General features: G+C 61.7%; 7 protein-coding genes and 1 pseudogene. 3 read left to right on the top strand and 5 right to left on the bottom strand.

Features of this window, described 5'->3' with window-relative positions:
- Positions 1–12 precede the first annotated feature (12 nt).
- The 4 genes and pseudogenes from BLT60_RS21100 to BLT60_RS21085 all read right to left on the bottom strand — a co-directional run bounded on the left by BLT60_RS21100 (position 13) and on the right by BLT60_RS21085 (position 5,919).
- Positions 13–1,280 (bottom strand): annotated as a pseudogene (locus tag BLT60_RS21100) (IS3 family transposase).
- A 290-nt stretch (positions 1,281–1,570) separates the two neighbouring features.
- Positions 1,571–3,778: a glycosyltransferase family 2 protein gene (locus tag BLT60_RS21095; RefSeq protein ID WP_090879895.1), complete on the bottom strand. Its 2,208-nt coding sequence runs from the start codon at positions 3,776–3,778 to the stop codon at positions 1,571–1,573.
- A 55-nt stretch (positions 3,779–3,833) separates the two neighbouring features.
- Positions 3,834–4,811, bottom strand: coding sequence for a UDP-glucose 4-epimerase GalE (gene galE, locus BLT60_RS21090; protein WP_090879892.1), 978 nt, complete (start codon positions 4,809–4,811; stop codon positions 3,834–3,836).
- Positions 4,812–4,932: 121 nt separating this feature from the next.
- Positions 4,933–5,919, bottom strand: coding sequence for a UDP-glucuronic acid decarboxylase family protein (locus BLT60_RS21085; RefSeq protein WP_210185656.1), 987 nt, complete (start codon positions 5,917–5,919; stop codon positions 4,933–4,935).
- Positions 5,920–6,183: 264 nt separating this feature from the next.
- Here BLT60_RS21085 and BLT60_RS21080 point away from each other — a divergent pair, with 264 nt between their 5' ends.
- On the top strand, positions 6,184–8,844 hold the full coding sequence (locus BLT60_RS21080) for a glycosyltransferase family 4 protein (RefSeq protein WP_090879886.1): 2,661 nt from the start codon (positions 6,184–6,186) through the stop codon (positions 8,842–8,844).
- Positions 8,841–11,684 carry a glycosyltransferase family 4 protein gene (locus BLT60_RS21075; RefSeq protein WP_090879883.1) on the top strand — a complete coding sequence of 948 codons (2,844 nt, stop codon included), beginning with the start codon at positions 8,841–8,843 and terminating at the stop codon, positions 11,682–11,684. Before BLT60_RS21080 ends, BLT60_RS21075 begins: the two co-directional genes overlap by 4 nt.
- A gap of 57 nt (positions 11,685–11,741) precedes the next feature.
- On the opposite strand, the gene BLT60_RS21070 is transcribed toward BLT60_RS21075, so the two are convergent.
- The gene (locus BLT60_RS21070) at positions 11,742–12,158 is read right to left on the bottom strand and encodes a hypothetical protein (RefSeq protein ID WP_175478568.1); all 417 of its coding nucleotides are present in this window, start codon (positions 12,156–12,158) and stop codon (positions 11,742–11,744) included.
- Between the two features lie 546 nt (positions 12,159–12,704).
- On the opposite strand from BLT60_RS21070, the gene BLT60_RS21065 reads away from it, so the two are divergent.
- A partial coding sequence (locus BLT60_RS21065) for an SEL1-like repeat protein (RefSeq protein ID WP_175478567.1) occupies positions 12,705–13,488 on the top strand: 784 nt, incomplete at its 3' end.

Genomic DNA, 13,488 nt, shown 5'->3' with positions numbered 1-13,488 from the left:
CGACTGCGTCGCTTACGCGGCCATTTTGTGCTCCATGGTGACCGCGGTTTCAAGTCCGAGCTGTTCGGCCCGGATATGGTTTGGAGTCTTGTAGCCGTGCCGCTCGCGTAACCAGGTCGCGTTGTAGGTCGCCGCGAAGGCCAGCAGGCCCTGCCGCAACTCCTCGACGGTTTTGAAGTGGCGCAGCCACAGCAGGTTTTCCTTCAAGGTCCGGATCGCCCGCTCGGCGACGCCGTTACCCTCGGGTTGGCGCACGAAGGAGGGCGAGCTGACGATGCCGAGGAATTTGATTTCGTCCTGGAAGTCGTCGGACATGTAGTTCGACCCATGATCGTGGCGCAGCCTCAGGTCCGCGGCGCCGCCGCCCCCGATGGCTCCGAAGTGCCGGACCACGCCTTGGCGGACCGGCTCCAGGGCCTCGAAGCGGTTGGCCCAATGCGAGGCATGGATGCCGACGAACGCGCCGCTGCAGTGGTCGACCGCCACGAAGACGTAGGCCCGGCCCTCTTCAGTTGTCACTGTCTGGGTCATGTCGGTTCCCCACATCTCATCGACCCGCTCGGTGACGATCGTGCCGTCGTGCTGATAGTCCCGGGCTGGCCGGACCTGGTGGGGGGCCTGCAGCCCGTGCTCCTTCATCAGCCGCCGCACCCGTCGCGGGGCCGTACGGATCTCCTTCAGCCGCAGCCGCGCCCAGACCTTGCGATAGCCTTCCCCGTGGAACCGGGACGCCGCGATCACCGCCTTGATGTGCACCAGCAGATCCTCATCGCAACATGCCCCGACAGGCCCGCGCCGGCGGGCTGGCTTCTCGGTGTCGTCGGCGACACGGTGCCGGTAGACCGTGGCCCGGGCAACACCCCAGACCGCGCAGGCCCGCGCCACACCGCAGAACTGGTCTCCGGAAGGCGAAGCGGCGCGGCTCATCTCTTCGACCTCCTGCGGACCAAAGGGCGGCCTCCCTCCAACCTCGCGATTTCCTCGTCCAGTAGTTCGTTGTCCATCGTGATCTCACCGACCTTGGCCTTCAGCCGGTCGATCTCGGCGTCCCGTTCGTCGCGATCACGCGACTTCAGGGCACTCTCAGCTGCCGCCAGAACCCGATCACGCCATTCCGACAAGCGGTGCGCCGCGACATTCAGATCGCGCGACACCGCCTCGAGACTCTCGCCACGCAGTAGCCGCTGCACCGCCGACAGTTTCATCTTTGCCGAAAGCCGATGCCCACCGACCTTGCCGCTAACGCCGCCAACGTGCTCGGCGCGCGTCGGCGTCGCCAGGGCATCCGTTCCGATCGCCCTTTGGGGTCGCTGTTCTCTTCCATCTTGCACCTCCGATTGCGGTTCAATTAACCGCAGTCGGCTGTCTCAAGAAACCGTGCCCCGGCCCAATCCTCGCTTGCGAGCGCATACCCAGCGGCCGGGTTCTGCCAACGTGATCCTTATGGACCGCGTCACCCTTCGCGGCAGCCGCCGGTCCCCAGTGTCGTGGGATTCCCGCTGCGCCATGGGCGGCAAGGCCGAGGGTTTCATATCCCGAAATGGGTTAGCGCGCCGTTCGACTTCCATTCTCACATTGCGTCGTATTCCGGGCTTGTCCGCAAGAGCCCGCGTTCGACCAACTGGGAACTTGAGACGTACGAGACACTTTTCGCGTGAACCAGCGACTGTTGTTTCTCCATGGTCGCGAGCGCGTCCACGGATCGCCGGCGCTCCACGGAAGCGCCGGAATGCTGCCCACGATCGATCGCGTCCTGTAGGCGCGATCGATAGGCATCGCTCAGAAGGTAGAGAAGGTGGTAGTGCAAGATCGCCACGGTGACATCCGATACCCGTGCCGGGCTGATCCGATGTCGGCCCATGAGATATTTCACCTGCGAACCACCAAGTATGAGCGGAACATTAATCAGCAGCGGATAGGTACCGAAGAGGCGGCGGCGGACACCGCCGAAAGCTTCCCGGTACGGACAGACACTGGTTGCGTAGACGTCGAGATCGTCATCGAAGCAGGAGAACGAAGCCACATCGTCGGACGAAGAAGTGACTGCCGGATACATGTCTAAAACGATGGCCGCCACCGCTTCGTCGCGTCGTCCAGAGAGGTATCTGGTCAGGCCCCTGAGACCGATTTCCTCCGATCTTGGAAAGACAAGTGCTTCGTCCGCATCAATCTGGAGACACCAGCACCCCCTGCCGTGCCTCTTGATCAGCTCGTTCATCCAGCGCATTCCGGCGCCGGACAAATCGTATCGCTCACGGGTCTCGTAAACAATGACGTCGGAACATGACCTGAGAGCCGCGACAGTGTCGTCACTCGAATCGTTGTCGACGAAGACGAATCGGTCGACACCGAGACGCCGATAGTAATCGAGGAACCACCGAAGCCGGGGCGCTTCGTTTCGGACATTTGCAAAGAGCACGATATCGCCTGTGGCCCGGCCAGGGCAGCGGCCGTGGGTTCTTCGAAGAGTGCCGAGCGGCGCGTGGAGGGAGGCGAAGTACCGGCGGCGCGTAATCTCCTGCCAAAGGCTCTGCGTCCGCGCTTCATGACCCAGGTAATGCTGACTCCATGCCCGCAGCATCAAGACCTCGGCGCGCCTTTCCTGCATGGGTATCGTCTCGACGACGTGCCGGGCCTCCTCGGCGCGACCGGCACGGATCAGCGCTTCCGCCAGCGACACGCGAACCGTTACTGCCTCAGGGGTTGTGGCGTGGAGGTCGGTGAGCTCGCGGAGCGCCACGTCCAGGTTCGTTCGAGTGCCTTCCCGAAGACGAATGCGCGCAAGATGCGACCGGGTTGCCGGATCTGGCGGGCCTGCAGCGAGGGCGCGCTCGGCGGCCACGATTGCTGCTGCATAGTTTTCCTGCCCCAACTCGAACTCGAACCAGCACTCCTGCGCCGAGCGTCCATCCGGATCCCGCGACAGGAACGCCTGTGCCAGATCCCTGCGATTGGCTCGGCCGAGATAGTTGCAGTAGGCGCGTCGCAACTGCTGGCTGTGGCCAATCCGGTCGACGGCTCGTTGCCAATAGCGCCCGGCCTCATCCAGGCCCTTCGAGGCTTGAATCGCGCGCCCGACGACAATTGTCACATCCGGTGACGTCAGCCACTGCGCCAGGGCAGGGGCGAGGATGACTTCCGCTTCATCGTGTCTGCCGCGATCGAGGAGGAGATACGCCTTGCCAACGGTTCCGGCCGGGTGGTCGGGAAACCGCTCGATGCATTTTTCCCATTCGCCGAACGCAACCGCGGCCGTGTTCTGACGGGTGGCAATTTCGGCAAGCCCTCGCGGGCCCGCGCTGTCCTGCGGGAAGCGCCAAGCTAGTTCGGTGAACGTGGCGCGCGCTTGTATCACTTCGCCGATTTCCGTCAGGGCGTGTGCTTTTTGCGCAAGCCAGTGGAAGGAAGCCTGGTCGGTTTCGTCGCGGAGGCATTGATTCCAATAAGCGATCGCGTCCCGCCATTTCCATTGACGGGCGGCAACTGCGGCAAGGCCGGCATTTCCGCCGACTGCGTCATGGTGCAGGTCACGCAGCCTCGTGAAGTCGTCCGCGGCGCGGGAAATTTCACCAAGCTCCATCAGGCTGCGGCCCCGGATATTGATGAGCCAGCGAGCGTTGTCGCCGCCGCTCGGAGCGGCGAGACACGCGTCGCACAGGCCGACCGTTTCCGCCCATCGCTCGTCTTGGAACGCGGCGCGTGCACGCCCGAGGTTCGCCCGCAGGCTATCGCCCTGACCGCCGTCAAGCCGTGCCTGCGGTGATCCTGCTTCGGCCATTCGTTCAACCTTCGGTTTTGGATGCGATCGCGGTGCGTGCCTGCCGTCTTAGCGATCAGTCGGCTGAGCCGGCGAATGCCGGCCATGCGGTCCGGATGATGGTGTCGATATCGGAGTACCGTGGACGAAAGCCAAGTATTTCGTTCGCCTGTCTCGGGTCGGCGACGAGGATTGGCGGATCGCCGGGTCGCCGCTGACGCACGATGGTCGGTACCGCCCGCCCGACGACCCGTTCAACGTGTCGAACGATTTCCAGAATGGAAGAGCCGACGCCCGTCCCTACATTCAGCCGATGGGCGCCAGTTGACCGATCCAGCAGGTCTATTGCGGCCACGTGAGCTTCGGCCAGATCCATGACATGGATGAAGTCGCGGATGCACGTTCCGTCAGGCGTGGGATAGTCATCTCCGAAGATGTCCAGATGCGTTGCCTGTCCGGCGGCGGCGAGGAGCGTCCGCGGTATGAGATGGGTCTCGGGGTCGTGCCGCTCACTGAGTTCGCCATCCGGGTCCGCCCCGGCGGCGTTGAAATAGCGCAGCGTCACGAACGACAGGTCATACGCGGCCGAATAGTCGGAGAGCACCTGTTCGACCATCCGTTTCGACCAGCCGTAGGGGTTGATCGGCTCGAGCCTGGTTGCTTCGGTAATGAGATCGCCGCCGGGATTGCCATAGGTGGCGCAGCTTGACGAAAACACCATCCTGCCGATGCCGGCCCTGCGCATCGCTTCCAGCAGGACGAGGGTCCCCGTGACATTGTTGTCGTAGTATTTGGCGGGATTGGTGACGGACTCGCCGACATAGGCATGTGCAGCGAAATGGATCACCGCGTCGGGACGAGAATCGGCCAATGCCTTTTCAATGGAAGCACTGTCGCGAATGTCGGCCCGGACCAGCGGCCCCCATCGCACCGCCTGCTCGTGCCCTGCGCTCAGGTTGTCCAGGACGATTGGCTCATGGCCCCGGCTTGCGAGCAACTTGCAGGTATGGCTGCCGATGAAGCCGGCGCCGCCAACCACTAGAACGCGTTTCATGATAGTGAGTCTACCCGTCTTTCGTCGCAAGAACGACCATCCCGTCGCGCGATGGCATGCCGTTGTCCTGCTTTGCTTTCGCGGCGCCTCTCGCGTGTGATCACCAGCCCAAGCAATCGCATCACGCGTCCAGTCGCTTCCGGAAATAGGTGACAGTTTCGGCCAGGCCGTCGTCAAGCGATACCCTCGGCTGCCAATCCAGCGCCGACCTGGCAAGGCTGATGTCGGGTCTTCTCTGTTTTGGGTCGTCTTGCGGGAGAGGCAGGAACTCCAGTTTCGAGTTGCTCCCGACGAGCTTCAGGACCTTTTGGGCGAGTTCCAGCATTGTGAACTCCTCCGGATTGCCGACATTGACGGGGCCGACAAACTCGGCCGGGGCGTCCATGAGCCTGACCATTCCGTCGATCAGGTCATCGACGTAGCAGAAGCTTCGGGTCTGGGTCCCGTCGCCGAAAATGGTTATCGGATCTCCCTTGAGCGCCTGAACGATGAACGTGCTGACGACCCGCCCGTCGTTTGGGTGCATACGCGGGCCGTAGGTATTGAAGATGCGCATGACCTTGATCTCGAGTTGGCTCTGCCTCCAGTAGTCGAAAAAGAGCGTTTCGGCGCAGCGCTTGCCTTCATCGTAGCAGCTCCGAGGACCAATCGGATTGACGCTTCCCCAATAGCCTTCGATCTGCGGATGAACTTCAGGGTTGCCGTAGACTTCTGAGGTGGAGGCCTGGAGAATCCGGGCGCCTATCCGTTTTGCAAGCCCAAGCATGTTGATCGCGCCGTGGACGCTCGTCTTGGTCGTCTGTACCGGATCCCGCTGGTAATGGATGGGCGATGCGGGGCATGCTAGGTTGAAGATGCGATCGACCTCGACATAAAGCGGGAAGGTTACATCGTGACGCATCAATTCGAGGCGAGGGTTGTCGCGAAGGTGGAACAGATTTTCCTTGGATCCGGTATAGTAGTTGTCCACGCACAGCACGTCGTCGCCACGCTCGATCAGCCGATCACATAAATGCGATCCGAGGAAACCTGCTCCGCCAGTGACCAGTAATCTCGCCATTCGTAATTTCCGCGTGGTGTTAAACGTCGGACCGATCAAGCCTTCCATTCCGCGTGGTCCGGAGGCTTTTGCCGGATGCTTCCGGCATCGTGGCGTCTTTTCCTCATTTCGACTGCCTCTTCCGACCGAGAAGGGTCATCCACCGCCTCGGAGGGCCGGCCTCGTTGGGGCCGAAGGATCCGACAGCAGCTTTGTTCGCATTAGTCATGTCAGAAAATCCAGCTAAGAATTTAGCATTATTTTTGGTAATGAAGCGGTAATTGCCGAAGTGGCAATTCTAGGCTGTATCCAGCGGGTTGGGGTTTTTCGTCGATGCGTGTTCGCGTTTGTATTGTAACCGGCGAGTTGGCGGGCCCGGACTTCAATGGAGGTATCGGCACCTCCAATCGCGGCCTGTCGCTGGCGCTTGCAGCCGCAGGCTACGAGGTCGACGTTCTCTATACGAGGGTCAACGACGGACGTCCGTTTTGCACCAGCGGGCCCTTCGAGCAGCAGGTGCGTTCCTTCGCCCGGGGAGACGTTACCCTGCGGTGCATCCCGCACGGCGGCAGGTGGAACGAATGGCTCTCCAAATCCTACCTCGTCTATCGCCACCTTAGTCGTCATCGCTACGACGTCGTCTTCTTCGATGACATGCATGGCAATGGCTACATGACGCTGCTGGCGAAACGAGCGGGGGCGCCCGAGCTTGAATACACGACTTTCTGCGTTGTGGCGCATAGCGCCACCCAGTGGATTTTCGACGCCAACAATATGTCCGTCAGCGGTTTGGCCGAGGTCACGCAGATGGAAATGGAACGGCGCAGCATCGAGCTGGCCGATCTGTTGATCACCCCTAGTTCATACATTGTTTCCCGTTACCGCGAGTTTGGCTGGTCGATCCCCGAGGCCGTCGTTGTCCAGCCAAATATCCTGCCGCGTTTCACTCACCGCAGCCAAGCAATCCGACACGTCGAACCCAGGGAATTCGTCTTCTTTGGGCGACTGGAAAAGCGAAAGGGCCTGTGGCTTTTCTGTGCGGCGCTTGATCGTCTCAAGAAGGAGCTGACGGGCCGGACCGTGACCTTCCTCGGGAAGACCACCGAGGAATACGGCGTTTCCACGGGCACCAGGTTGCTCGGACATATCGCGTCGTGGCCGTTCGACGTCCGCATGTTGACCAGCTACGACAGCGAGCAGGCGCTGTCTTATCTCGCTGCGGACAATCGTGTGGCCGTTATGCCGTCGCCGGAGGACAACAGCCCGAGCGTCGTACTCGAGTGTCTCCACAACGGCATCCCGTTCGTCGCTTCGAAGGGCAGTGGCGGCGAAGAACTGATAGCCGAGGCGAGCCGGGCAAATAGCCTTTTCGAGCCGACGGTCGAAGGCCTTACGGACAAGCTGAGGGATGCCCTTGCAAATGGAGTGAGCGCCTCAGAGGCGGTGTGGTCCGCCGACCAGGTGAAGGACTCGTATCTCAAGCTCGTGGAAAAGGTCGCGTCAGGCGCATTTCTGAAGAAACGAACAGGGCCCGATGCGGTCTGCCCCGCGTGCATCATCCTGGTGATCGCAGAACCCGAGGGGCTTGGCTCTCTGGCAACGGATGTAGCGTTGCTCAGAAGAAATCACCCTGCGAACACAGAATTTTGGCTTCTCGTGCCGCCCCCGGACGATTTGGCGTTCTCCGGGGAGGTGCCATCCGGCGAGGACATCCGGATCTTCAGATATGACCAATACGCCGACTTATGCAGTCAGCTGGCTTCACGCGACGGGGATATCGTTGGTGTCTGCCACGCCAGCCAGCCGCTTTCTCCGAACAGTGTGAATGTCGCGACACGGGCGCTGCAGTCGATGCAGGAGCCGGTTGCCGTCACAGGGCTCATCGTAGACCTCGACGAACGGGAAACGGACGTTTTCGCTGAGCCCTATTTCAGCACTGGCGACGGTCGAAGGATTTCGGATCCGGTCCTTGGAAACGCCGCCGCCGTGTTTCTGTTGAAGCAGGCGACCAATTCCGGGTTCGTATTCGTTCGCGCTCCATTCTTCTCCATCCTCGCAACGACTTCGCCCGTTGACCCGGTTCATGGGCGGATCAAGTTAATGGAAGTCTGGATTCACGAACTTCTCATGGTTCTGCGGCTGTATGGAGAGAGCTTCGAGCTGGCGCCGGATCTGACTGAAGAGAAGCGAGTCAGACAGAGGCCGTTCGAGGTGCATGTCCTGGCAGGCCTCCTTCGCTCGCTGATCCCCTCGGAACTGGAATTCGAGCCGGGGACCGACCAGGCTCTGTTGTCGCGCCTGGGAATAGAAGGTTCAATGGAGCGGCTCCGGCCTTCTTCGAAAGACGAACTCCCGGCGAGGCTCCGGGAAATGCACTGGAGCGTCAGCGCACCCTCACCGCAACTCGCAAAGCAGCTTTCGGTGCTGGCTGTCGAGATTGGACAAATCCAGGCATCAGCGGAGTTGTTGGCTCCTCAGTTCGGCAGTTGTGCTCAAGCCGACGAGCTTTCGGACATAGTGGGCCTTCTGGAGAAAAAGGCGCGCGAGATCGACCTCGTGACGTTGGTCGCTACCGGAACCTGCGAATGGATCAATCTCGAACATGATTGGTCGTTCGCGCTCGATGCGGTGGAAGGCTGGTTTGAAATGCATGCCAATGCTGCCAATGAAGGGCGGGCTGGCCTCGCATTTCGCCGCATCAACCTCGAGGCGGTTCGCAGTTTTCATGCGCGGGTCGAACTTCCTGCCCGAGCCAACCCCGTACGATGCCGCCTGGAACTCATGACAGCAAGTCGCGATGCGCGGATTGAACGGGTTGCGTTGCTGACCGGGGGGAGCGCGGGCGAGATCGAGCTTGAAGTGCCGCCGGAACTCCAGCGCGACTGCGAGGCGTTTCTGAGTGTCGAGATGCTGAATCAACTCGACAGTTCGGAGGGAGCAAGGGTCCGCTGGTCCGCTCCCGCGTTTAAAGTCACGGAGAGTAATCCAACTTGAAAAGGCATATTCCAAGCCTAGCGAGCATCGTCGACGGCACGGCGCGGGCCGGCAGGGCGCTGGATGTCTGTGTCGTCACCTCAGAATTCCTGGGCCCCATCAAGAACGGCGGGATTGCCACCGCTACAAGCGGGCTCATCGAGCAGTTGGTCTCCGATGGCCATCGCGTGACCGTACTGTACACGCTGGTCGAAAGGGGCGCTCCGGTGGTCGTGGAACGCGATTGGGACTATTGGGTCCGGGTCGCGGCCGAGAGTGGAGTAACGCTGGCGTTCATTCCCCACGAGGGGTCGTATCGGGCCTGGCGGCAGAAATCCTGGCTCGTGAAGGAGTTCCTGGGGGCTTACGCGTTCGACCTCGTTTATTTCAATGAACATCATGGAAGCGGGTACTACGCCCTAGCGGCGAAGCGGGCCGGTCTTGCACCCTTCGCCGAGCAGCTCCACTGCGTCGTAACCCACGGGTCCATCGAGTGGGTCTACGAGTACAACGATCAATACGTCCAGCGCGCGAGCGATCTCGAGATCATGGCTTTCGAGCGCCGAAGCGTCGAGTGGGCCGACGTGGTGATCGGGCCCAGCCGGTATCTGCTCGCGGAATATGAGAAGTACGGCTGGGCGCTCCCCGAGCAGACATTCAATCAGCCTTATGCCCTGATCCGGGGAGAGGCCGTCATTGGCGATCGCCCTGTGAAGATCGATGAACTCGTTTTTTTTGGAAGGCTTGAGGCACGTAAGGGCCTCTGGCTTTTCTGCGATACGATGGACCGATTGGGCGAGAAGCTGCGTGGGAAGACCGTCACTTTTCTCGGCCGCATGACGAATGTCGGCGGGACGGCCAGCGGCGCCCTTATCCTGGCGCGCGCCCGGCGCTGGCATTGTCGGGTCAGGCTTCTCACCGACTACGACCAGACCAAGGCGCTGGCGTATCTGAAGGAAGAGGGACGGCTGGCAATCATGCCTTCCCTGTCGGACAACAGCCCATGCGTCGTTTATGAGTGCATGGAAAACGGCATTCCCTTTCTCACGACACGCGGCAGCGGCGCCGACGAACTGGTGAGTGCCGCTACGGCAGAGAAGATCATGTTCGACGTGAGCATCGAGTCGCTGGCTGAGAGGCTGGAGTCGGTCCTCGCCCATGGGGCTGCTTATGGTGCTCCCGGCTTCGATCCCGAACAAAACCTGAAGACGTGGTCCGCGTGGCACGCTGAGATAGCCAACGATCCGCTACGATATGTGGCGCATCCGCCGCTTTCGATGTTGCCAGCGGCTAATTCCAGCAAATCGCTGCTGATCCTCATCATCGACGACGGCCAGATTCCACTCGGGTTGTTTGCCGACAATCTGGCCCGGAGCGTCGAATCCTTTGGAAGCATGGCGCGCATCATCATCTTGTCCGGTCGCAAGCCGGTTCTTTCGGCTTTTCTCTCCCCGCCCGACGGCCCGGCTGGCGAAGACGTCTGGCAAGTGGTGTCGGTGCTCGGTCCGGAACAGCGCGTAGAAGCGCTCGGGACGATCGCGGCCGCAGAACTCGTTTTCTGTGTCGACATGGAATACGAGCTTCGGCCGCATTTCTTCTGGGCGGCGATCAATCTGCTTGGGTCGGGCCACGCATCCGTGGTCTCATGCATCTGCGCGACAACTCAGGAAGGCTCGGAAGAACTGACCGTCGCCGATCTACCCCACGGCGATGCGCCGGCAATCGGCATCCTGGGCAGATCGACCAGTTCGAACATCTGCGCATTCTCGTCGTCGGCCATCGGCGACGTGCTAGAGGCCAGCGATCTGGTTGACGACGAACTCGGCACCTACGTCGGGACACTGTCTATTGGCCACACGTTGTTCATTGGCGCTCGCAAGCGTGGCCAGTCCTTTCTGCTGGTGCCTATGATCGGCGGAAAGACCGTCTGGCCGGGGTGGGTTTCAAAGCGCCCGACCAACTCTTACCGAGAAAAGAAGCGCACGGCCCGGGATCTGAACCTGCTGCCATCGTTCTATCCCAACGGCGCGCCTTGGCTGGCACTCTCGTCGTTCGGGTCGTATCTGGAGGAACACGGACTCCCGCAATTTTCGGGTACGGTATCCTTGGACGACGCGCACCCGCTGGTCAGTCCGGAGACAAAGCGACTGCCTCTTCTCGCGGCAGCATTGGGTCGACCTGAGCTTGCGCTTCAGCTTGCCTCGGGCCCCGACTTCGCACGCGAAAGCACGGAACAGATCATCGAGACCGCTGAAGGGGCCATCAGGTTCCGCAAGAGCTTCGACATCGCGGGCGTTTTGCGGTCGGAGCGCATCTGGGCTGTCGGTCCCGACCTCAGTGCGGTTGGTCCGAGCGACACGACGGCTGCCACGGGGCGAGACCAGATAGCCGAAATGCTCGGGAACATCCTCGTCGAAGCACCACCCAATCTGGTCGACGAACGTCCCGAACCCATCCCCGACAGGATCGCGGGGGCAGTGCGCGTCTATGTTGGGGCTGCCCGGGTAGATACCGACAGCGGCTGGATAACGCCTTTGGCGACAAGCACGGCGACAACGCCACACCTACTCATCATCGATATTCCGGTTGCCGGCCACAAAATGTTGGAAGCGCGCCTCGTCGGAGAGGGACCAACTCACGCTTTGCCGGTCGTCATTCGTGTCATCGATCAGTCAACCGGACTGGACGTGTCGTCGTCGAAAATGGACGTCTCGACCGAGACGGCCTATACGACGCTGCACGTCCCCTTGGGACGAATTCACGCAAACATCGCAGTTGCGGTGGAGTTTGCCGTTGCCTCAGGGGCAACGACGAGAGCCGATTTCGCGAAATACCGGTTTTCCCGGCTTCGGATCAGCTGATCCCCGCATACAATGCGCGGATCATCGACGTTTCGGCACGGATCATCAACCGCGCAGCTAGTATCCGTTCGAGGTCCCGGCGTTCTCGGGGCCATTCGGCGGAGCGTTGACACCAGGGATCGTCCCGCCGGTTCCGGTGCCGCCTGTATCCGGAATCGCACCCGTCTCGAGCGGTGCGCAGTTCGGATCCCTCGAATACCGCGGGTCGGTTGGCTCGTAAGGGCACAGGCTCTCGTCAATGACGCTCTGGGCGACTTGAACGGCAACGGCGGGACCGGCGAGCCTTCCCAGGATATCCCGGGCCAACTCCACCTGCAGGGAAGGAGCGTCCTGCAGCAGCGGTGAATCCGCGACGCGAGAGGCCATGTGCCTGGCCGCGGCCATTTCGGTTTGCCGCACGAGACCCAACGTCCGGATCTGCGTCATCAAATCGGGAAGTTGCTGCGCCTGCTCCCGATCAAGCTCGGGAAACATCGCGTCGATCGCTGCTCCAACGCGTTCCGCGGTCAGTACTCCGCCCGTCAGGCCGAGCAACCGCGAAAACAGCTGGTCAGACGGAATAACACCCGTGACGATGGGCCTCTGGGCCCTCGCGCCGTCAGAAAATTCGCTCGGCGAAGCGTTGGCCCCACCCTGAGCGGCAACTGCCAGCGCAATACCGCTAGCTGCGGACAGGAGACGAATCCTAAACACCGGCCCTCACGACGTTAGAGTGAATTAACAATTTGTTAACACGTCCAATTACGCAAAACAATTGAATAAATTTGGTCACTTATGGCATGGTTAGCGTCGCTTGACCGGGGGGCGAAGGCGTTTTGGCGCGTGAGCGTGGAGGTTGTGTTGGGCCGGATTTTCAGGGCCGCGACGTTGGCTTTTTTCGTTCTTTTGGCCCCGTCGCTTGCCGACGACGACCGTCGCGTAGTGCTTGACCGCGCCACGAGCCAGGACCTGCTTGAGACGGGAAAGATTCTTCTCGTAGGGGCCAAAGACGACGAGCAACGCGGCAGGGCGCTTCGGCTCATGGAGTTGGCGGCGGCCGCTGGTCTCGCTACCGCCGCGAATGAGCTTGGCCGCTTCTATCTGGCCGGCGGCGGCGGGATCGCCGCCGATGCCGGGAAGGCACGGGCCTATCTCGACCAGGCGATCGCGGCGGGCAACAGTTACTCCGGCATCGTGCTCGGTCAGGTACTGATCAGGGGCGAAGGCCTGCCGCAGGATGTTCCGGCGGGGATCGCGCTACTCGATGCGCAAATCCCGGGCGGCAACGTCGCGGCGGCGGCTGGTGAACTCGGGCGCCTCTACCTGACCGGCGGCGGCGGCATCGCCGCCGATGCCGCGAAGGCGCGGGCTTATCTCGACCAGGCGATCGCGGCGGGCAACAGTTACTCAGGCATCGTGCTCGGCCAGGCGCTCCTGAGGGGCGAAGGCCTTCCGCAAGATGTTCCGGCGGCGGTCGCGGCGCTCGCGGCGCAGATTCCCGATGGCAACGTCGCTGCGGCGGCTAGTGAACTCGGCCGCTTTTACCTGACGGGCGGCGGCGGCATCGCCGCTGATGCCGGGAAGGCGCGGGCCTATCTCGACCAGGCAATCGCGGGCGGCAACGGTTATTCAGGTGTCGTGCTCGGTCAGGCGCTGATCAGGGGCGAGGGGCTTCCGCAGGATGTTCCGGCCGGGATCAGGGCGCTCAAGTCGCAAATCCCGGATGGCAATGTCGCGGCGGCCGCCGGTGAACTCGGACGCTTCTATCTGGCCGGCGGCGGCCGCGTTGCCGCCGATGCCGGGAAGGCGCGAGCCTATCTCGACC

The organism is Bauldia litoralis (assembly GCF_900104485.1).
Lineage (GTDB): Bacteria > Pseudomonadota > Alphaproteobacteria > Rhizobiales > Kaistiaceae > Bauldia > Bauldia litoralis.
Note: the sequence above shows the minus strand (reverse complement) of the source record. Positions and strands in the feature narration are given on the sequence as shown.